The sequence below is a fragment of the Sphingomonas metalli genome, assembly GCF_014641735.1.
GTDB classification, from domain to species: Bacteria; Pseudomonadota; Alphaproteobacteria; order Sphingomonadales; family Sphingomonadaceae; genus Sphingomonas; species Sphingomonas metalli.
The window spans coordinates 130,956-149,488 of record NZ_BMIH01000004.1; the positions used below are offsets into that span (position 1 = coordinate 130,956).

Here is an 18,533-nt window from a genome sequence, read left to right on the forward strand (position 1 = left end):
CGGGGCATGGCGGGGGCTTATGCAGCGCTCCCCTTCAGGGGGGGGGCGGATCGATCCTGTGTCATCGCGATCCAGCCCTCACCGCACCGGCTGCGCCGGCCCGCCGGGGGTGATCCCCCGCTCGTTGACCGCATCGACGGTGAACACATAGGGCACGCCCGCATTCAGGCTGCGCACCGCGACCTGCGTATCGCCATAGACCTGCTGGCTCTGGATCATCAGGTCGGGGCGGATGCCGTAGCGGACGATGTAGAAGTCCGCCCCCGCCACCTTCACCCAGCGGAAGCTCGCCCGGCGCGGATCGGCGGCGTCGCGGACGGCGCTCGCCTCCGTCACCCGCCCGGGCAGCGGCACCGCGCCATGGCCGAACACGCGCAGGTCGTAGAGCGAGAATTTCGCGCCGTTGGGGCTGGCGAGGTTGCGCACCCGCACGAAGCGCGCCGCGGTCGCCCGCGGCAGCACGAACCAGGCGTGCGGCGTGTCCGCGCCCGTCCGGCTTTCGGGCACGATCGCGCGCCAGGCCTTGCCGTCGTCCGACGCCTCGACCGCGAAGCGATAGCCGCCGCGGCTCATTCCCACCGTGTCGGCATCCTGGTCCGCGAAATTGACCTGCACCGCCTCGACCGTACGCCCCGCACCGAGGTCGAGCCGGTACCATTCCCCCGCACTGCCGCTCGCCGCCGACCACCAGCTGCGCACATCCTCGTCCGCGGCGCGCTCGGGGCCGAAGCCCGGCAGCGACGAGGAGGCGGTGGCGGGCTTGCCGCGCGACAGCAGCATCCAGCCGGTCAGCCCGCGCGCGCCGTCGTAATAATGCGGATAGTCGCCCAGATAGGTGTCGGCGACCATCTCGCCGCCGGCGGTGAAGCGCGTCGGGAACAGCCCCAGCCGCCGCTCGAAGATATGCCGGCGCGAGATCGTCATCGTGCCGACATGCCACCAGGCCCCGCCCGGCCCCTGGAAGGTCCCGCCATGCCCCGCCCCGGTGATGAAGCCCGAGGGCTTGGCCGCGAACGGGCTATAGGGAGCATAGGCGAAGGGCCCCATGGGCGCGGTCGCGGTCAGCAACCCGTTGGCATAGCCTTTGAACTCGGTCCCCGGCCCCGAATATTCGAGATAGTAGCGGCCGTCATGCTTGGTCATCGCCGCCCCCTCGATATAGGAGGGGTTGTCGACCAGCTCGTTGGCGTTGCCCGGCACCTCCCAGCCGCGCGTCGCCTTGTCGCGCGAGGCGGGCAGGGTCACGCGGCGCAGCGTGCGAAAGGTCTTGCGGTCGAGCTCGGCGGCGTTGAGCGGCGCGGTCGGGCTCAGCCCGTCATAGACGTATAGCCGCCCGTCATCGTCCAGGAAAAGGCACGGGTCCTGGAACCCGCCGGGCAGCTCCGCCGCGACCGTCCAGCGGCCCGAGCCGGGATCGTCGGTCGTCCAGATCCGCGGCACGTCCTCGCTGGTCGCGAGATAGAGGCGCCCGTCGATCGCCACCACGGTCGGCGCGAACTTCTCGACCGCATAGCCGCTCGCCCTGACGAACCGCCAGTGCTGCAGGTCGGTCGATCGCCAATAGCCGAGCGAGTGCGAGACGAAGAGCCAGTATTCGCCCTTGAACGCCACCACCATCGGGTCCGCCGCCTCGCGGAACGGGATGCGCGGCTCGCTGAACGGGGGATAGGGCGCCTGGAAGCGATAGGGCAGGTCGATCGGATTGGCATAGACCCGCGCCCGGTCCCCCTGCGCCTGGACCGTCTGCGCCGCCCCCGGCACCGCCAGCCCCGCCATCAGCCCCGACGCGACGACCGCCGCCGCCGCCGCCCAACTCCGCCCGGTCATCCGCCCCTCCCCGCCGCCCTGTCGCGACATGCTCCGGCGGATTACTCTGAGAAATAAACCGGGGCAAGCCGAGATAAGCTGTAGGACTGGGGCACCTGTACGAAGAAGCCGCCGACTCACCGTCGACGGCTTCTCCGCTCCGGTCGCGTCGGTTCAGGCGACCGATGCCGCGATCGACTTGCGCCGGTAGCGTGCGGTTGCGGCGATCATGCCGAAACCGACCAGCATCATGCCCCACGTCGCCGGCTCGGGTACGGCGGTCGCCACCTCGAAATTGGTCGAGATGGTCTGGCCGCCCGCGAAGCTGAGGTTCACATTGTCGATGCCGCCGCGGAACGTGCCCGCGTTCGTCGAACCATTATTGAACCCGGAACCCACGCCGATGCTGATGCCGTAGACGGTCAGGTCGGCTCCGCCATTGTCGGCGATCCACTGCGACAGGGTCTTCTGTCCGCCATTGGCGCTGGCGAAGGTGGGCCCCAGCGCCGCGTTGGTCGCCCAGAAGATCCCGCTGTTCAGATCGCCGGTCAGCGTCGTCCAGGCATCGACCGGCGCGGCCTGCTGCTGCTGATAGATATTCTCGAACACCAGCGAGCCTGCGAACGAGCCGTTCTTGGCGATGTCCATCCGCATGACCGGCGCAAGGCCGCTCGAGACGGTGGACGCACTGCTGCGATAGAAGTCGTAGGAGATGCTGCTCAACGACGACAGTGCCACGGGTGCGCTCATATAATATTGCAGGTCGGCCTTGCTGTCTCCCGAGGTCGTCGAGAAGAAGGCGGAGCCGTTACCGCTGCGGGCAAAGTCCGTGGTGATGCCCACAGTGCCGCCACCGCCGACATTCGCCTGATACCATTGACCGGTCGTCAGGGTACCAGAGGCGCGATTGGCGCCCCCTGCCGGGCCGACAACCGTGGTCCGCGTGCCCGTGGCATCGGTTTCGGTGGATGCGACGCCCGCCCCATAGACGCCGTTGATATTCTGCAGGCTTGTATTCTCGGTCGTCGCCGCGAAGGCGCACGTCGGCAATGCAGCGACCAGCGCTGCGACCAGCATCAACTTGCTCACTAGTTCCTCCCCCGTGTGGTAAACGCGGTGTAAACTGAATCAAGATGCTGACAAGAGGCCAATTTTCTCGAGCGACCGTCCTAAAGTCGAACAACACTCATTGCGTAAGCGTAATGACCGACTCAGATCTTGAACCTGATCCTGCCGCTCGAGCGGACTCAGGTACGATCCGCGCACTGTCGTCGGCGGTTGTGCACGATACGGCTCGGCTCAGGAAAAATCCGCACGGACGATTCCGTCCTCACTCCTCCTCGGTCCACGCATAATCGACCAGCACCGTCGACTCGACCGGCCGGCCGCGCCCGTCGCGCCAGGGGGCGTAGCGGAAGCGTTTCTCGACCAGTTTGAGGATCCGCGCATCGAGCGCCGGATAGCCGGTCGACCGGGTGGCCTCGCATTCCGTCAATCTCGTATTGACGAGGAGGATACACTTGACCGATATCGATCGCCCGATCACCGCCTCCCCGATCACGTCCGCGCCGTCCTGGAAGGTCAGATAGCCCTTCAGATAATGCGGTTCGGTTTCGGCCCCCCAGCCGCCGCCATCGCCGTCTCCGTCGCCGCCCGCGCCGCGTCCGTCGCCGAGACCGCCCGCGCCGGGACCGGGGCCGGGCCGTACCGCCGCCCCCTGCGTGGCCGCACGTCCGATCCCCGCCACCGGGGCGGCGACGACCGGCGGCGGCACGATCGCCGGCACGGGCGGGGCGACGATCTCGGTCGCCTGCGAGCGCAGTCCCGCCGGCGCCGCGCGCCCCTCCGGCCGCGACACATGCCGTCGCTCCGGCACCACCCGCGGCGCGGGCGGCGGCGGCGGCACCGTGACGTCGAAGGTCGCCAGGCTCTCCTCCGCCCCGCCCGTTCCGCGCATCGCCAGCCCGCTCACCAGCGCCCAGCCGACCGCCACCGTCAGCAGCGCCGTCAGCGCCGCCGATCCCAGCCGCTCCCGGCGCGGAATATGCTCGCCGTACATAGGCTTATAGCTGGGCACTCCCGCACCGCGTACAAGCCTGCTATCGGCGGCCCATGCTCAACCTCAACGGCATCACCGTGCGCCTCGGCGGCCGCACGATCCTCGACGGCGCATCCGCGGCGCTGCCGCCGGGCAGTCGCGTCGGGCTGATCGGGCGCAACGGCGCCGGCAAGTCGACCATGGTCAAGGTCGTCGCCGGCCTGCTCGAACCCGATGACGGCGCGGTCGAGATGCCGCGCGGCGCGCGCCTCGGCTATATCGCGCAGGAGGCGCCGGCGGGCGACGCCACCCCCTTCGACACGGTGCTCGCGGCCGATACCGAGCGCGCCGCGCTCCTCGCCGAGGCGGAGGGGTGCGAGGATATGGACCGGCTGGGCGACATCCATGAGCGGCTGATCGCGATCGACGCGCACGCCGCCCCCGCCCGCGCCGCGCGCATCCTGGTCGGCCTCGGCTTCGATGCGGAGATGCAGCAGCGCAGCCTCGACAGCTTCTCGGGCGGGTGGAAGATGCGCGTCGCGCTCGCCGCCCTGCTCTTCTCCCAGCCCGACATCCTCCTCCTCGACGAGCCCTCGAACCATCTCGATCTCGAAGCGGTGATGTGGCTGGAGGATTTCCTGAAGACCTATCCGGCGACGATCGTCGTGGTCAGCCACGAGCGCGACTTCCTCAACAATGTCGTCGATCACATCCTCCACCTCCAGGGCGGCAAGGTGACCCTCTATGTCGGCGGCTATGACGCGTTCGAACGCCAGCGCGCCGAGCGCATGGCGCAGATCGCCGCCGCCCGCGCCAATCAGGAGGTGCAGCGCGCCAAGCTGCAGGACTATATCGCCCGCAACTCGGCCCGCGCCTCCACCGCCAAACAGGCGCAGAGCCGCGCCAAGATGCTCGCGAAGATGCAGCCGATCGCCGAGCTGGCCAATGATCCGACGCTCAGCTTCGACTTCCCCAATCCGTCGGAGCTGCGCCCGCCGCTGATCACGCTCGACCATGCCAGTGTCGGCTATGGCGACACGCCGATCCTCCACCGGCTCAACCTGCGGCTCGACCCGGACGACCGGATCGCGCTGCTCGGCCGCAACGGCAACGGCAAGACGACGCTCGCCCGCCTGCTCGCCGCGCAGCTCGCGCCGATGGACGGGGCGATGAACGCGACCGGCAAGATGAAGGTCGGCTATTTCACCCAATATCAGGTCGAGGAGCTGGAGGCGGACGACACGCCGCTCGCGCACATGACCCGGGTGATGACCGGCGCGAGCCCGGCCGCGGTGCGCGCGCAGCTCGGCCGCTTCGGCTTTTCGGGCGACCGCGCCACCGCGCGCGTCGGCACCATGTCGGGCGGCGAGCGCGCCCGGCTCGCGCTGGCGCTGGTCACGCGCGAGGCGCCGCACCTCCTGATCCTCGACGAGCCGACCAACCATCTCGACGTCGATGCGCGCGAGGCGCTGGTCCAGGCGCTCAACGCCTATACCGGCGCGGTGCTGCTGGTCAGCCACGACCGCCACATGCTGGAGCTGACGGCGGACCGGCTGGTGCTGGTCGACCAGGGCACCGCGCGCGAGTTCGACGGCAGCCTCGACGACTATATCGCGCTGATCCTCGCCGGCGACGGCAAGCCGGCGGCCGAGCCCAAGGCGAACAAGAAGGACGAACGCAAGGCCGCCGCCGGCCGGCGCGAGGCCGACAAGGCGCTGCGCAAACAGGCCCGCGACGCCGAGGCCGAACTCCAGAAGCTGACCGCGCAGCGCAGCGCGATCGACCAGGCGATGTTCGACCCCAAGGGCGCCGACCCCGCGCTGGCCAAACTCACCATGACCGACCTGATGAAACGCCGCGCCGACCTGACCGCGCGGATCGAGGCGGCCGAGGCGACATGGCTGGAGGCGAGCGAGGCGCTGGAGACGGTGTGAGGGGGGGCGGAAAGGGTCTGGGTAGCCTTAAAACATTGCCTGCCAAGCCATGTCGGCCGCCGCCGGACGACGGCGGGATATGGTCCCACCGCTAATGACCAAACTGATCCTTTAGGGAACTGTGGTTAACTAGGAATGTCCTGTATTGGCGGAGAGCGGAATGGCCGCTTTGGAGCAGTGGGGCGCCGTTGCGGCCATTTATTCACGCCGGCTTCTACGGCAGCTTGACGCTCCATTCCGGTCGTTCGGCAAGCATCTTACCCCCTTGGAAGATGCCGCCAAATGGCGCTTGCCGTTACCCGTCAGCGTTCACAGCGCGCTCACGGTCTGCAATGAACTTGTCCCACGCCGCGAGCTCCGCCACATGGCCGTCCAAGTTCGCCATCATGTTCAGAGGAATATAGGCATCGACTCGGGAGATCAGTGCGCCGTAGTCCGCATCCCAAAGCTGAATTTCTCCATTACCGAAATAGTCCCAAACAAACTGGCAGCGCTCTTTCCCATTCTTGGCGGCAGCGACGCTGCCATCGTCATAGAGCTGGAAGCTATGGTCGAGGTCAAACTCGAGGCGTTCGTCCGCGAAGTTCAGCCAAAACACGATTTCGGCCAAGCCGTCGACGCTGCGATACACCAGTTCAATACGCTGATTGGTCAACCCGGCATGCACCGGCATCAACCCCTTTAGCAGTGGGAACGGGTCGCTGCGCCGCAATCGAAAATTAATCGTAGGAAGATCGACATTAGCCTGCAGGTCTGGAGGCTCTGGGAGCACGCTGGCCTGAATGACTGCAGGCGGTAGAATGCGCTTCCAACCGCGTAACTCATACAGGTGCTCGCGCCAAGCTTTATGCCTTGTCTGAATCCCGAGATGGTCTTCGATAGCGAGTACGGCCAACGCTTCTATGATCGGCCGTTCCGCCTCCAATCGCCGGGCGTCGCGCGGATCATCGGGGTTGATGATGGGATCGGCTTTCGCGTGCGCGATTGCATGCCGACCGGATTCTCGGAGATGCTTGCCAATATCGCCTTGAATGTTCGCTTTGAGTTTTTCGAGTGCATCCTTTGCGCGGTGTCCCTCAACACGAACAATGTTTGCCGTCACCCAATTGCCCCGCGCTGGTCCGTCGGGGATTGCGGTTTCGAGCGCACGATAAAATGACAAAAAGGAATAGCCCGGATGGTTCAGGCCGCGGCCTTCGCGAACCAGAGCCAAGGCCAATTTTTGAGGGCCGTTCTCAAATACCGGCAAGTCAGATAAGTCAAACTCATCGAGGATCGCGTTTCCGGTCGATTGCTGGCGTCCCATCATGCGTGGCAAATCCCCGCCGCTCATATGGACGACCATTGCCCCCGTATCCTGCTGCCAAGCCAAAAGGCTCAACGCGCGATGAAGGAGAGCGAAGCACTCATCGCGGTCCATTTCGGCGGGCTTGCTCGTGGCTAGCCCCGGATAGTGGTCTGTTGTGAGTGGCATGATCCAAACTTGGCATCCTTCGAACGCGAAGAATTGTGGTTTCGTCGGCCAAGCGGTACGAGTATCAATATTCAAGCACACCCATTCGCCGCTTACTAATAGACCGGGTGTGTCAGCGACGATCTCGTTGAGCGACTTCATCTTCAGGTTGATCATCGCTCGATGTTCCCCGCAATCAGCGCCACATCGCCAGCGCCTTTAGGTCGTGGCTCTCCGAGGGGCTGCCTTGCGCGATAAGTCGCCCAATAGCGGCCAGACAGCAACTGTCCCAGTCTAAGCTGTTCGCTAATACCTGAACCAGCGCCAAGTTTCGGGTAGCGTAGACGTCGGTGTTATCGGCGGATCCTAAGCGCACGTGGATCGTCGGCAAGTGGGCGGAATTGGTCATCGCCCTTACCTGAAAAGAGAGCCCACACGCCCTTGCTTCAGCGCACCTACATTGGAGCGAACAGCGGTCCCGCCGCCCCCTTCATAATAACGCCCCCTCCGCGCCTCCGCGCGAAGCACTTCACCCCAGCCCCAGCACCCGCGCCACCTCGCCGAAATCCCCCGCCACCGCATCCGCTCCCAGCGCCGTCAGCCGCTCGCCATGGTCCACCGCGCAGTGCCGCCCGGCGCAAAGCCCCACCACGAACGCCCCGGTCTTCGCCGCGCCCGTCACCCCCACGGGCGAATCCTCGATGATCGCGCAGCGTTCGATCGGGACGCCCAGCGCCTTGGCGCCATACCAATAGAGGTCGGGCTCCGGCTTGCCGCGCGCGACATGCTCCTTGCCCGAATAGAGGTGCGGGCCGAACGCCTCGCGCAGCCCGATATGGCGCAGATGCGCGTCGATCCACGCCGTGGTGCTCGACGAGACGATCGCCCGCGGCAGATCGGCGGGCAGGCTGCGGACGAAGGCGACCGCGCCTGCCACCTCGCCCACGCCCTCGCGCAGCACCCGCTCATTCTCGATCGTCCGCGCCGCGGCGAACTCCTCCGGCACCGGTCCGCCGATATGCCGCGCGATCGCGTCGAGAAAGCCTTGCCCTGACAGGCCCATGAAATGCGTCATCGCGTCGAGCGGCGTGGTCGGATGGCCCGCCGCGGTCAGCCATTCGGCGACGTGGCGGTTGCCTTCATATTCGCTCTCGACCAGCACGCCGTCGAAGTCGAACAGGATCGCGTCGGGCCGGAACATCAACCGCGCGCCCCGAACAATGCGGTGCCGACCCGCACATAGGTCGCGCCCAGCATCACCGCCGTCTCCAGATCGTCGGACATGCCCATGCTCAGCTCCGCCAGCCCCTGGTCGCGCGCCAGCTTGGCGAGCAGCGCGAAATAGGGCGCGGCCTCCACCCCCGCCGGCGGCACCGCCATCAGCCCCGCGATTGGCACCCCGGCCTCGCGCGCCGTCGCCAGCAGCGCCGGCAGGTCGGCGACCGCGCAGCCGCCCTTTTGCGGCTCGTCGCCGATATTGACCTGCACGAAGCAGCGCGGCCGGCGCCCGCTCTTCGCCATCGCCGCGCCCAGTGCCGTGACCAGCGAGGGCCGGTCGACGCTGTGGATCGCGTCGAACAGCGCCACCGCATCGGTCGCCTTGTTCGACTGGAGCTGGCCGACGAGGTGCAGCTCGACATCGGGCCAGCGCGCGCGCATGTCCGGCCATTTGGCCTGCGCCTCCTGCACGCGGTTCTCGCCGAACACGCGCTGCCCGGCGGCGAGCAGCGGTTCGATCGCGTCCGCGGCCTGGGTCTTGCTCACCGCCACCAGCGTCACGCTGCCGGGCTCGCGCCCCGCGGTCTTCGCCGCCGCGGCAATCTGCGCGGTCACCTGTTGCAGCCGCGCGCCACTGTCGTCTTGGGTCATGCGCGGCGCTATAGGCGGGGCCGTGGCGCGCCGATACCCCGAGAGCTGGCTGGTGACCGACGAGCGGGTCGGCGACGCGCTCTGGGCGATGCTCGCGCGGGTGCCGCCGGGCGGCGGCGTGATCTTCCGCCACCACGCCACCCCGCCCGCCGCGCGCCGTCGCCTGTTCCGCCGCGTCCGCCGCATCGCGCAGGCGCGCCGGCTGCTGCTCGTCGCCGCCGACCCGCCGCTCCCCGGCGCGGCGGGGACGCACGGCCGCGTGCCCCACGCCCTCACATGGCCCGCGCACGACCGGGCAGAGGTGCGCGCGGCGGCAAGGGCCGGCGCGCGGCTGCTGGTCCTCTCCCCCGCCTTCCCCACCCGCTCGCATCCCGGCGCACCGGCGACCGGCCCCGCCCGCCTCGCCCGCATGGCGCGGGGGAGCGGCCTGCCGATGATCGCGCTCGGCGGGATGACGCCCCGCCGCTACCGCCGCATCCGTACGCTCGGCTTCGGCGGCTGGGCGGCGATCGATGCCTGGCTGCCGTGACGCGTCAGCGCCGCGCGATCGGCACCACGCCGGTCGTGCGCGGCGGCGCATAGCCGAGGCCCGCATGGTCCGGCGTCGGGTGCCGCACCTTGGACGGGCGCCCCTCGGCCCGCATCCGCCGGTCGATCTCGTCCCAGTCCGGCAGCCCGTCCGCCTCGCTCGGCCAGTGGACGACGCTCGCCTCGTCGCACCAGTGCATCAGCCGCGGCATCGCCTGCAGATGCGCGCCGCTCGCCATATAGCCGCGCATCGCGGCCGGATCGCGCCACAGCGTCACCGTCCAGAAGGCGAAGCGCCGGTCGGCGAGCAGCTGCCCGGCCCGATAGCCCTCGGCCACGCGGATCTGCGCCAGCGTGCGGCGGGTATGCCAGGCGAAGCCCGGCAGGAAGCGGACCGACCGCAGCCGCAACCGGGTGACACTGACGAAGCCCATCGCATTGTCTCCTGCCGCGGCCTCACCCTCGCCGATCGGCGGGGCGCGCGCAATCCGCCGCGTTCAGCCCCGCCGCCGCCGCGGGTGGAGCGCGTCGCGCATCGCGATGCTCGAATTGATCCGCGTCACGCCCGGCATGCGCGACAGGATCTCGCCGTGCAGCGCCTCATAGGCGGCGACGCTGTCGGTCTGGACGCGCAGCCAATAGTCCACCCCACCGGTCATCAGGAAACAGGCGCGGATCTCCGGATATTGGCGCACGGCATGTTCGAATCGCGCCAAATAGTCCTCGGTCTGCCGTTCCAGCGTCACCTGCACCAGCACGTCGACCATGCCCCCTTCCTCCTCGGCCGGGCCGGTCAGCACCGTATAGCCGCGGATCGCCCCGCCCTGCTCCATCAGCCGGATGCGCCGGTGGCAGGCGGAGGCGGACAGGCCCACCGCCTTGGCGATCTCCGCATTGGACTGGCGCGCGTTGAGGCGCAGCTGGCGCAGGATCGCGCGGTCGGTCGCGTCGAGCGAATCGGGCATGATCGATGGAATTCCTGAAAGGGTCTGTGATGATGCTCATCACTTTGCACGATCCTGCGATCAATCGGCAGGATATTCGAACGTGATCGGCGTAAAGGACGAGGCATGGACGAGGATGTGATCGCCGGCGCGGTGCTGCGGATCGATCTGGGGGCGCTTGCCGCCAATTACCGGATCATCCAGCGCGCCGTCGCGCCCGCCGCGGTGGCGGGGGTGGTCAAGGCCGACGGCTATGGCCTCGGCGCGGCGCAGGTCGCCGAGGCGCTGATCGGCGCGGGCTGCCGCCACCTCTTCGTCGCGCTGCTGACCGAGGCCGCCGCGCTCAAGCCGCAGCTGCCGCCCAACATCCCGCTCTTCGTCCTCAACGGGCTCAACCCCGGCGCCGAGCCCGCCTGCGCGGCGATCGGCGCGATCCCCGTGCTCAATTCGCTCGACCAGATCGACCGCTGGGCGGCGGAGGCGCAGCGGCGCGGCCGCACCCTGCCCGCCGCGCTCCAGCTCGACAGCGGCATGTCGCGACTCGGCCTGCCGCCCGAGGAGGTGGAGGCGCTCGCCGCCGACTCCGCCCGGCTCGACGGAATCGAGACGGTGCTGGTGATGAGCCACCTCGCCTGCGCCGACGATCCCGCCGCCGCCGCCAACGCACGCCAGCGCGCCGCCTTCCTGTCGCTCGCCGAACGCCTCCCCGCCGCGCGGCGCTCGCTCGACAATAGCGGCGGCAGCCTCCTGCCGCGCGGGCATCTCGACCTCGTCCGCGCCGGCATCGCCCTCTATGGCGGCGCGCCGCAGGAGGGGGAGAACCCGATGCGGCCCGTGGTCTCGCTCACGACCCGCATCGTCCAGACCCGCACGGTCCCCGCCGGAACCGGCGTCGGCTATGGCCTCAGCTGGGTCGCGCCCCGCGAGTCGCGCATCGCCACGGTGCCGGTCGGCTATGCCGATGGCTGGCCCCGCCACCTCGGCAATATCGGCGCGGCGTTCATCGGCGGCATCCGGGTGCCGATCGCCGGCCGCGTCTCGATGGACAGTTTGACGCTCGACGTCACCGACGTGCCCGACGCGCTGCTCGCCCCCGGCTCGCTGGTGGAGCTGCTGGGCCCGCACCAGACGATCGACATGGTCGCGCGCGACGCGGGCACCATTTCCTACGAGATCCTGACCCGGCTCGGGCATCGCTATGCCCGGCATTATGCGACGGAAGGCATGACGGCATGAAGGTGGCGATCCTCGGCGGCGGCGTGATCGGCGTCACCTCGGCCTGGTATCTGGCGCAGGCCGGGCACGAGGTGACGGTGATCGACCGCCAGCCCGGCCCCGCGCTGGAGACGAGCTTCGCCAATGCCGGCGAGATCTCGCCCGGCTATGCCTCGCCCTGGGCCGCGCCCGGCATCCCGGCCAAGGCGGCGCGCTGGCTGTTCATGCAGCACGCCCCGCTGATCGTCCGTCCGCGCCCCGATGCGGCGATGCTGCGCTGGATCGCGGCGATGCTCGGCAACTGCAACGCCCGCGCCTATGCCGTGAACAAACGCCGCATGGTCCGGCTGGCGGAGTTCAGCCGCGACCGGCTGATCGCGCTGCGCCAGTTCACCGGCATCCACTATGACGAGCGCAGCCTGGGCACCCTCCAGCTGTTCCGCGAGCAGAAGCAGCTCGACGGGATCGGCAAGGACGTGAAGGTGCTGGAGGCGGACGGCGTGCCGTTCGAGGTCCTCGACCGCGCCGGCTGCCTCGCCGCCGAGCCCGGCCTGGCAAACAGCGCCGTGCCGATCGCGGGCGGGCTGCGCCTGCCGCATGACGAGACCGGCGACTGCTTCAAGTTCACCAACGCGCTGATGGCGCTGGCGGCGGAGCGCGGCGTCACCTTCCTCTGGAACCGCGGCATCGACCGGCTGGTCGCCGAGGGCGGCCGGATCACGCATGTCGCGACCGATGCGGGCGACGTGGTCGCCGATGCCTATCTGGTCGCGATGGGCAGCTATTCGCCGCTGCTCCTCGCCCCGCTCGGCATCCGCCTGCCGGTCTATCCGGTGAAGGGCTATTCGATCACCGCACCGATCCTCGACGAGAGCCGCGCCCCCGTCTCGACCCTGCTCGACGAGAGCTACAAGGTCGCGATCACCCGGCTGGGCGACCGCATCCGGGTCGGCGGCATGGCCGAACTGTCGGGCTATTCGAAGGACCTGCCGCCCGCGCGCCGCCGCACGCTCGAATATTCGGTCGGCTCGCTCTTCCCGCAGGCGGGGGATCTGGCCGGTGCCACCTTCTGGTCGGGCCTCCGCCCGATGACGCCGGACAGCACGCCGGTGATCGGCGCGACGAAGCTGCCCAACCTCTTCCTCAACACCGGCCACGGCACGCTCGGCTGGACGATGGCCTGCGGTTCGGGGCATGTCATCGCCGACCTGATCGGCGGGCGCCGGCCCGAGATCGAAACCGGTGATCTGTCGATCGCCCGCTACGCCTGAAGGACCCCGCATGACCATCACCCGCATCGACCAGGGCCCGCGCATGAGCGAGGCGGTGATCCATGGCGACACCATCTACCTCGCCGGTCAGGTCGGCGCGCCGGGCGAGAGCGTCACCGAGCAGACCCGGGCCGTCCTCGCCGAGATCGACGCGCTGCTCGAACGCACCGGCAGCAGCCGCGACCATATGCTCCGCGCGCAGATCTGGCTGGCCGACATGGCCGACTTCGCCGAGATGAACGCCGTCTGGGACGCCTGGATCGCCCACCACGCCGCCCCCGCCCGCGCCACCGGCGAGGCGAAGCTGGCGAGCCCCGACTACAAGGTCGAGATCATCGTGACGGCCGCCAGGGCCTGAACAATCCTCCCCCGCCAGGGGAGGTGGCAGCGCACAGCGCTGACGGAGGGGAGGACCGGGCAACTCCCGCGACTCCAACCCGCACCAGCGCCCGCGGCAGCAACAAATGGACTTCACGCGGAGGCGCGGAGTACGCAGAGAGGTACCGCCCGCGGCAGCGTCATCGCGCCATTCCGATGCCTCAAAAAGAGCAGACGGCCACGCCGGGCGCAACGCCTCCGCGCCTCCGCGCCTCCGCGCGAACAAACCTTCTTCAAATCTCGAAAAATCGCACCCGGTCGCGATCACGAACCCGCAAGAAGTGCCCCCGAGAATCTCCCTCTGCCAGGGAGAGGTGGCAGGGCGGAGCGCTGACAGAGGGGGCGAACAGGGCAACTCCGGCAACTCAACGCCAGCTCAGCACCCGCGGCAGCAAAAAAATCATGTCACGCGAAGGCGCGAAGAACGCGAAGATGCACCAACCGAGCCTACGCGATCTCGCTATTCCGTCTTAGGGGAAGAGGGACTTGCCACCCCCCAAGCCCACCACCTCCGCGCCTCCGCGCCTCCGCGCGAGAAAACCTTCTTCCAGCCGCCGGTCCCGCGGCAGACACTCAGTCGAACAGCGACGACACGCTCGTCTCGTCCGCGATGCGCTTGATCGCCTCGCCCAGCAGCGGCGCGATCGGCAGGTGGCGGATGCGGCCGGCTGCTCCGATCGACTCGTGGTTGCCGATCGAGTCGGTGATCACCAGCTCGGTCAGCGCCGAGCCCTCGACCCGCGCCACCGCCCCGCCGGACAGCACGCCATGGGTGACATAGGCGACCACGTCCTCCGCCCCCGCCTCGCGCAGCGCCGCCGCCGCATTGCACAGCGTGCCGGCCGAATCGACGATGTCGTCGATCAGGATGCAGAAGCGTCCCTCGACATCGCCGATGATGTTCATCACCTCGGATTCGCCCGCCCGCTCGCGCCGCTTGTCGACGATCGCGAGCGGCGCATTGTCGAGCCGCTTGGCGAGCTGGCGCGCGCGCACCACGCCGCCCACGTCGGGCGAGACGACCATCAGGTTGCGGCCCTTGAACCGCGCCAAAATGTCCGCCGACATGACCGGCGCGGCATAGAGATTGTCGGTCGGAATATCGAAGAAGCCCTGGATCTGCCCCGCATGCAGGTCGACCGACAGCACGCGGTCGGCGCCCGCGACGGTGATCAGATTGGCGACCAGCTTAGCCGAGATGGGCGTGCGCGGCCCCGGCTTCCGGTCCTGCCGGGCATAGCCCATATAGGGCACGACCGCGGTGATCCGCTTCGCCGACGCGCGCTTCAGCGCGTCGATGATGATCAGCAGCTCCATGAGATTGTCGTTGGCCGGATAGCCGGTCGACTGGATGACGAACACGTCCTCGCCGCGGACATTCTCCTGCACCTCGACGAAGATCTCCTCGTCGGCGAAGCGCCGCACCAGCGCATCGGCCAGCGGCAGTTCGAGATAGCCCGCGATCGCGCGCGCGAGCGGCAGGTTCGAGTTACCCGTGATGAGTTTCATGTTCGTGACTCCCCGCGACGCGCCCGCCCTTAGGGTCACGGCCGAGCGACGGCAACGGCGCAGATTGCGCCCTGCGCACATTCTGGCTAGATTTCTGGCCAGAAGGAGCAGCCATGCGCCACGTACCGATCGCCGCGTTCAAGGACAAGGCATCCGAAATCATTGCCGCGGTCGAGGCGGGTGAGGAGGTGGTAATCACCCGCCACGGCCGCGATGTGGTTCGTCTTGTCGGCATTGAGCTTGAGCGGCTGGCGCGCCAGCGCGAGGCGATCGACGCGCTCGGCGCGTTGGGAGAGGATGTCCGCCGCCGTCACGGGCCGACGCATCCCGACGAGATCCGGCAATGGGCGGAACACGGGCGCGCATGATCCTCGTTCCCGATGCCTCCGCCATCGCGACGATCCTGCTGCCTGACGAGGCGGGAGCAGCCGCCGATTTCACCCGTGCCCTCTGCCGCGAACGCCACCTTTTCGTACCGAACCACTGGTCGGCCGAGATCGCCAACATCTTGTGGAAGGCGCGTCGGCGCGAGCGGCTTGACGATGCGTTGCTTGCCGCCGCGCTGCGGATCGGCGCGATGCTGGCACGAACCGTCACGACCGTTGCGGAAGCACCCCTCGACCAGATCGTCACGCTTGCCCTGAGCTGCGGTATCAGCGCCTATGACGCCGCCTATATCATTGCTGCACAAAGCCAGAATGCGCCCCTGCTGACGTTCGACCGCCGTCTCGCCGAGGCAGCGCGGTCGCAAGAAGTCGAGACCCTCATACAGTGACCATCACCACCCGCTTCGCCCCGTCGCCCACCGGGCGGCTGCATGTCGGCAATATCCGCACCGCGCTGCATAACTGGCTTTGGGCGCAGCGGAATGGCGGGCGGTTCCTGCTCCGCATCGACGATACCGACGCCGAACGCAGCGAGGAGCGGTTCGTCGAGGCGATCCATGCCGATCTGGCGTGGCTCGGCCTCGCCCCCGACGCCGTCGTACGCCAGTCGGAGCGGTTCGCGCTCTATCAGCGTCGCTTCGACGCCCTGGTCGAAGCCGGCCGCCTCTATCCCGCCTATGAGAGTGCACAGGAGCTCGACCTCAAGCGCAAGATCCTGCTCGGCCGCGGCCTGCCGCCGGTCTATGACCGCGCCGCGCTGCGCCTGACCGGGGCCGAACGCGCCGCGCTGGAGGCGCAGGGCACGCACCCGCACTGGCGCTTCCGGCTCGACCATGACGCGCCGCTCGCCTGGGACGATCTGGTCCGCGGTCCGCAGAGCTTCGACCCGGCGACGATGAGCGACCCCGTCGTCCGCCGCGCCGACGGCTCGTGGCTCTACATGCTCCCCTCGGTCATCGACGATATCGACATGGGCGTGACCCATGTCGTGCGCGGCGAGGACCATGTCTCCAACACCGCGCTCCAGCTCCAGATGTTCGCCGCGCTCGATGCCCCCGCCCCCGCCTTCGCGCATGCCGCGCTGCTGACCGGGGCGGAGGGCAAGCTGTCCAAGCGGCTCGGCTCGCTCGGCGTCGATCATTTCCGTGGATCAGGGATCGAGCCGCAGGCGGTGCGCGCGCTGCTCGCCCGGATCGGCACCAGCGACCCCGTCGAGCCGCTGGTCGAGGCCGCGCCGCTGGTCGCCGGCTTCGACTTTAGCCGCTTCGGCCGGGCGCCCGCACGCTTCGACGAGGCGGAGCTGGCGCAGCTCAACGCCCGCATCGTCCACCAGCTCGATGTCGCGACCGTCGCCGACCGCCTGCCCGCCGGCATGGACGAGGCCGCCTGGAACGCGGTGCGCCCCAACCTCTCCACCGTCGCCGAGGCCGCCGGCTGGTGGCAGGTGATCGAAGGCCCGGTCTCGCCGCCCGAGCCCGACGCCGAAGACCGCGCCTTCCTCACCGAAGCCGCCAGCCTCGCCGCGACGCTCGACTGGGGCGCCGACCCCTGGCATGCGCTCACCGGCGCGCTCAAGGCGGCGACCGGCCGCAAGGGCAAGCCCCTCTTCCTCCCCTTGCGCCGCGCGCTCACCGGCATGGACCACGGCCCCGACATGGCCGCGCTCCTGCCTTTGATCGGACGCGAGCGAGCGGTGGCGCGGCTGGGAGGATAGGGCGCGCGGCGACGTGGATTGGGTTCGCGCAGAGGCGCGGAGGGCGCAGAGGGGTTTTCGCGCAAAGACGCGAAGGAGCGAAGCGGCGTCCGCATAACCCATCGTCATGCCGGGCCTGTCCCGGCATCCACCGTTCCGCACATGATCGGGCACGTAATGCGCGGCACTGTGGACCCCGGAACACGTCCGGGGTGACGCAGGCGCAAGGCTGCGAGATGGTTCGCGCGGAGACGCGGAGACGCGGAGGGCGCAGGGAGAGAAAGGGGTTCACGCGAAGGCGCCAAGGCACGAAGAGGGTGACTTGTGGGGCGGGACAAGGCTCCCGAAACATCCCCATAACCACCCCGGCGAAGACAGAATCCTCGCACAAAACGCCGTCAACCCCGCAAGGCGAAACATCTGCGAAGCTCTTCCGTCCACCCCGGCGAAGGCCGGGGTCCAGTTAGGAGACGGCAGTAGGCTATCGCGAAGCTTCACCCAGTCGAACCCCGGCCTGCGCCGGGGTGGATCGTGGAGATAGGCGTCACAAAAAACCGCCGAAGGCCCTCAAACAACTCTGCGCCCTCAGCGCCTCTGCGCGAACCTCCTTTTCCTCTCCGCGTCTCCGCGTCTCCGCGTGAATCCCCTCTTCGTCGCGCCTTAGCGCCTTCGCGCGAACATCATCATCTCCACGCCTCCGCGCGAACCCCTCCGCCCCCCTTGCATTCACCCTCATATGATATAGCATCTCAAATTGCGAAACGGCCGACTCGCTCACTCTCGATTACGAGGAGACGGGTGCATGTATGCGGATCGTTACACGGGCGGACAGCGGTTCAGCCCGACGGGCCTTGCCGTCGCCATCGGCGTCAACGCCGCGGTGATCGGCGCGCTGATGGTCGCCGCGCCCTATGTCACGGGCAAGCCGCCGATCGATCCCCCGATCGAGACCTATCCGGTCCCGATCGAGCCGCCGCCGCCGCCCGATCCGGTCGCGAAGACCCTGCCGCGCACCGCGCCGGTCGAGCCGCGGATCGACACGCCCCCGCCACCGATCCCGCTACCCCCGAGCGACAACTGGCGCGTCGACGCCTATCCACCCCAACCCTTCCCGCCGCTCACCGGCGGCACGGAGGCGGGGACCGGCACCGGCTCCGGCACCGGCACCGCCGAACAGGCCAAGCCCGCCCCCGTCCTCGTCGGTGCCGCGGTCGACCCGCGCTATGCTGACGCCTTCCAGCCCGCCTATCCCCCGTCCGAGCAGCGCGCGGGGCGCGACGGGCGGGTCACGGTCCGCGTGCTGATCGGCACCGACGGCCGGGTGAAGCAGGTCGAGCGGGTCGAGGCGACCAGCGACGCCTTCTTCCGCGCCACCGAGCAGCAGGCGCTGCGACGCTGGCGCTTCCGCCCCGCCACCCGCGACGGCGTCGCCGAAGAAGCGTGGCGGACGATGAGCGTCACCTTCCTCCTCACCGAACAGTGAGCGGGCGCCCCCGCCGCCGCCTCTGG

The 18,533-nt window shown here is 68.8% G+C and carries 18 protein-coding genes; 9 read left to right on the plus strand and 9 right to left on the minus strand.

Features of this window, described 5'->3' with window-relative positions; genetic code table 11:
- Positions 1-78: 78 nt before the first annotated feature.
- The 3 genes from IEX18_RS14930 to IEX18_RS14940 all read right to left on the minus strand — a co-directional run bounded on the left by IEX18_RS14930 (position 79) and on the right by IEX18_RS14940 (position 3,865).
- Positions 79-1,827, minus strand: coding sequence for a family 43 glycosylhydrolase (locus tag IEX18_RS14930; RefSeq protein ID WP_188659553.1), 1,749 nt, complete (start codon positions 1,825-1,827; stop codon positions 79-81).
- 153 nt (positions 1,828-1,980) lie between these two features.
- Positions 1,981-2,895, minus strand: a complete 915-nt coding sequence (locus tag IEX18_RS18660) for a PEPxxWA-CTERM sorting domain-containing protein (protein ID WP_229664618.1) — start codon at positions 2,893-2,895, stop codon at positions 1,981-1,983.
- 241 nt (positions 2,896-3,136) lie between these two features.
- The gene (locus IEX18_RS14940; RefSeq protein ID WP_229664619.1) at positions 3,137-3,865 is read right to left on the minus strand and encodes an energy transducer TonB; all 729 of its coding nucleotides are present in this window, start codon (positions 3,863-3,865) and stop codon (positions 3,137-3,139) included.
- Between the two features lie 53 nt (positions 3,866-3,918).
- On the opposite strand from IEX18_RS14940, the gene IEX18_RS14945 reads away from it, so the two are divergent.
- Positions 3,919-5,778, plus strand: coding sequence for an ABC-F family ATP-binding cassette domain-containing protein (locus tag IEX18_RS14945; RefSeq protein WP_188659554.1), 1,860 nt, complete (start codon positions 3,919-3,921; stop codon positions 5,776-5,778).
- A 295-nt stretch (positions 5,779-6,073) separates the two neighbouring features.
- On the opposite strand, the gene mauJ is transcribed toward IEX18_RS14945, so the two are convergent.
- The 3 genes from mauJ to IEX18_RS14960 form a co-directional block, all read right to left on the minus strand.
- Positions 6,074-7,408 carry a methylamine utilization protein MauJ gene (gene mauJ, locus IEX18_RS14950; RefSeq protein ID WP_188659555.1) on the minus strand — a complete coding sequence of 445 codons (1,335 nt, stop codon included), beginning with the start codon at positions 7,406-7,408 and terminating at the stop codon, positions 6,074-6,076.
- 352 nt (positions 7,409-7,760) lie between these two features.
- On the minus strand, positions 7,761-8,432 hold the full coding sequence (locus IEX18_RS14955) for an HAD family hydrolase (protein ID WP_188659556.1): 672 nt from the start codon (positions 8,430-8,432) through the stop codon (positions 7,761-7,763).
- Entirely contained in the window at positions 8,432-9,100 is a 669-nt protein-coding gene (locus tag IEX18_RS14960; RefSeq protein ID WP_188659557.1) for a YggS family pyridoxal phosphate-dependent enzyme, read from the minus strand. Before IEX18_RS14960 ends, IEX18_RS14955 begins: the two co-directional genes overlap by 1 nt.
- A 22-nt stretch (positions 9,101-9,122) precedes the next feature.
- Between IEX18_RS14960 and IEX18_RS14965 the strand changes: the two genes are divergently transcribed.
- Positions 9,123-9,629 carry a thiamine phosphate synthase gene (locus IEX18_RS14965; protein WP_229664620.1) on the plus strand — a complete coding sequence of 169 codons (507 nt, stop codon included), beginning with the start codon at positions 9,123-9,125 and terminating at the stop codon, positions 9,627-9,629.
- A 4-nt stretch (positions 9,630-9,633) separates the two neighbouring features.
- Here the strand turns inward: IEX18_RS14965 and IEX18_RS14970 are convergent, their stop codons facing one another.
- Both IEX18_RS14970 and IEX18_RS14975 read right to left on the minus strand, forming a co-directional pair.
- Positions 9,634-10,062, minus strand: coding sequence for a DUF3291 domain-containing protein (locus tag IEX18_RS14970; RefSeq protein ID WP_188659559.1), 429 nt, complete (start codon positions 10,060-10,062; stop codon positions 9,634-9,636).
- A gap of 63 nt (positions 10,063-10,125) precedes the next feature.
- Entirely contained in the window at positions 10,126-10,593 is a 468-nt protein-coding gene (locus IEX18_RS14975) for an Lrp/AsnC family transcriptional regulator (RefSeq protein ID WP_188659560.1), read from the minus strand.
- A gap of 105 nt (positions 10,594-10,698) precedes the next feature.
- On the opposite strand from IEX18_RS14975, the gene alr reads away from it, so the two are divergent.
- From alr to IEX18_RS14990, 3 genes are read left to right on the plus strand one after another with little or no spacing between them, the layout of a single operon-like run.
- Entirely contained in the window at positions 10,699-11,808 is a 1,110-nt protein-coding gene (gene alr, locus IEX18_RS14980) for an alanine racemase (protein ID WP_188659561.1), read from the plus strand.
- The gene (locus IEX18_RS14985) at positions 11,805-13,058 is read left to right on the plus strand and encodes a D-amino acid dehydrogenase (RefSeq protein ID WP_188659562.1); all 1,254 of its coding nucleotides are present in this window, start codon (positions 11,805-11,807) and stop codon (positions 13,056-13,058) included. Before alr ends, IEX18_RS14985 begins: the two co-directional genes overlap by 4 nt.
- A gap of 10 nt (positions 13,059-13,068) precedes the next feature.
- On the plus strand, positions 13,069-13,416 hold the full coding sequence (locus tag IEX18_RS14990) for a RidA family protein (protein WP_188659563.1): 348 nt from the start codon (positions 13,069-13,071) through the stop codon (positions 13,414-13,416).
- Between the two features lie 593 nt (positions 13,417-14,009).
- On the opposite strand, the gene IEX18_RS14995 is transcribed toward IEX18_RS14990, so the two are convergent.
- The gene (locus tag IEX18_RS14995) at positions 14,010-14,945 is read right to left on the minus strand and encodes a ribose-phosphate pyrophosphokinase (RefSeq protein ID WP_188659564.1); all 936 of its coding nucleotides are present in this window, start codon (positions 14,943-14,945) and stop codon (positions 14,010-14,012) included.
- 113 nt (positions 14,946-15,058) lie between these two features.
- Here IEX18_RS14995 and IEX18_RS15000 point away from each other — a divergent pair, with 113 nt between their 5' ends.
- From IEX18_RS15000 to IEX18_RS15015, 4 genes are all read left to right on the plus strand, one after another.
- On the plus strand, positions 15,059-15,313 hold the full coding sequence (locus tag IEX18_RS15000) for a type II toxin-antitoxin system Phd/YefM family antitoxin (RefSeq protein WP_188659565.1): 255 nt from the start codon (positions 15,059-15,061) through the stop codon (positions 15,311-15,313).
- Positions 15,310-15,720 carry a type II toxin-antitoxin system VapC family toxin gene (locus tag IEX18_RS15005; protein ID WP_188659566.1) on the plus strand — a complete coding sequence of 137 codons (411 nt, stop codon included), beginning with the start codon at positions 15,310-15,312 and terminating at the stop codon, positions 15,718-15,720. Before IEX18_RS15000 ends, IEX18_RS15005 begins: the two co-directional genes overlap by 4 nt.
- Positions 15,717-17,045 carry a glutamate--tRNA ligase gene (gene gltX / locus IEX18_RS15010; RefSeq protein WP_188659567.1) on the plus strand — a complete coding sequence of 443 codons (1,329 nt, stop codon included), beginning with the start codon at positions 15,717-15,719 and terminating at the stop codon, positions 17,043-17,045. The genes IEX18_RS15005 and gltX overlap by 4 nt, the downstream gene beginning before the upstream one ends.
- A 781-nt stretch (positions 17,046-17,826) precedes the next feature.
- Entirely contained in the window at positions 17,827-18,507 is a 681-nt protein-coding gene (locus tag IEX18_RS15015) for an energy transducer TonB (RefSeq protein WP_188659568.1), read from the plus strand.
- The last annotated feature ends 26 nt before the right edge of the window (positions 18,508-18,533 follow it).

What these genes read in the sequence shown, in the direction of transcription:
- IEX18_RS14930 (WP_188659553.1), bottom strand. Translation starts at nt 1,827, where the DNA reads ATGACCGGGCGGAGTTGGGCGGCGGCGGCGGCGGTCGTCGCGTCGGGG.
- IEX18_RS14940 (WP_229664619.1), bottom strand. Translation starts at nt 3,865, where the DNA reads ATGTACGGCGAGCATATTCCGCGCCGGGAGCGGCTGGGATCGGCGGCG.
- IEX18_RS14945 (WP_188659554.1), top strand. Translation starts at nt 3,919, where the DNA reads ATGCTCAACCTCAACGGCATCACCGTGCGCCTCGGCGGCCGCACGATC.
- mauJ (WP_188659555.1), bottom strand. Translation starts at nt 7,408, where the DNA reads ATGATCAACCTGAAGATGAAGTCGCTCAACGAGATCGTCGCTGACACA.
- IEX18_RS14955 (WP_188659556.1), bottom strand. Translation starts at nt 8,432, where the DNA reads ATGTTCCGGCCCGACGCGATCCTGTTCGACTTCGACGGCGTGCTGGTC.
- IEX18_RS14960 (WP_188659557.1), bottom strand. Translation starts at nt 9,100, where the DNA reads ATGACCCAAGACGACAGTGGCGCGCGGCTGCAACAGGTGACCGCGCAG.
- IEX18_RS14970 (WP_188659559.1), bottom strand. Translation starts at nt 10,062, where the DNA reads ATGGGCTTCGTCAGTGTCACCCGGTTGCGGCTGCGGTCGGTCCGCTTC.
- IEX18_RS14975 (WP_188659560.1), bottom strand. Translation starts at nt 10,593, where the DNA reads ATGCCCGATTCGCTCGACGCGACCGACCGCGCGATCCTGCGCCAGCTG.
- alr (WP_188659561.1), top strand. Translation starts at nt 10,699, where the DNA reads ATGGACGAGGATGTGATCGCCGGCGCGGTGCTGCGGATCGATCTGGGG.
- IEX18_RS14985 (WP_188659562.1), top strand. Translation starts at nt 11,805, where the DNA reads ATGAAGGTGGCGATCCTCGGCGGCGGCGTGATCGGCGTCACCTCGGCC.
- IEX18_RS14990 (WP_188659563.1), top strand. Translation starts at nt 13,069, where the DNA reads ATGACCATCACCCGCATCGACCAGGGCCCGCGCATGAGCGAGGCGGTG.
- IEX18_RS14995 (WP_188659564.1), bottom strand. Translation starts at nt 14,945, where the DNA reads ATGAAACTCATCACGGGTAACTCGAACCTGCCGCTCGCGCGCGCGATC.
- IEX18_RS15000 (WP_188659565.1), top strand. Translation starts at nt 15,059, where the DNA reads ATGCGCCACGTACCGATCGCCGCGTTCAAGGACAAGGCATCCGAAATC.
- IEX18_RS15005 (WP_188659566.1), top strand. Translation starts at nt 15,310, where the DNA reads ATGATCCTCGTTCCCGATGCCTCCGCCATCGCGACGATCCTGCTGCCT.
- IEX18_RS15015 (WP_188659568.1), top strand. Translation starts at nt 17,827, where the DNA reads ATGTATGCGGATCGTTACACGGGCGGACAGCGGTTCAGCCCGACGGGC.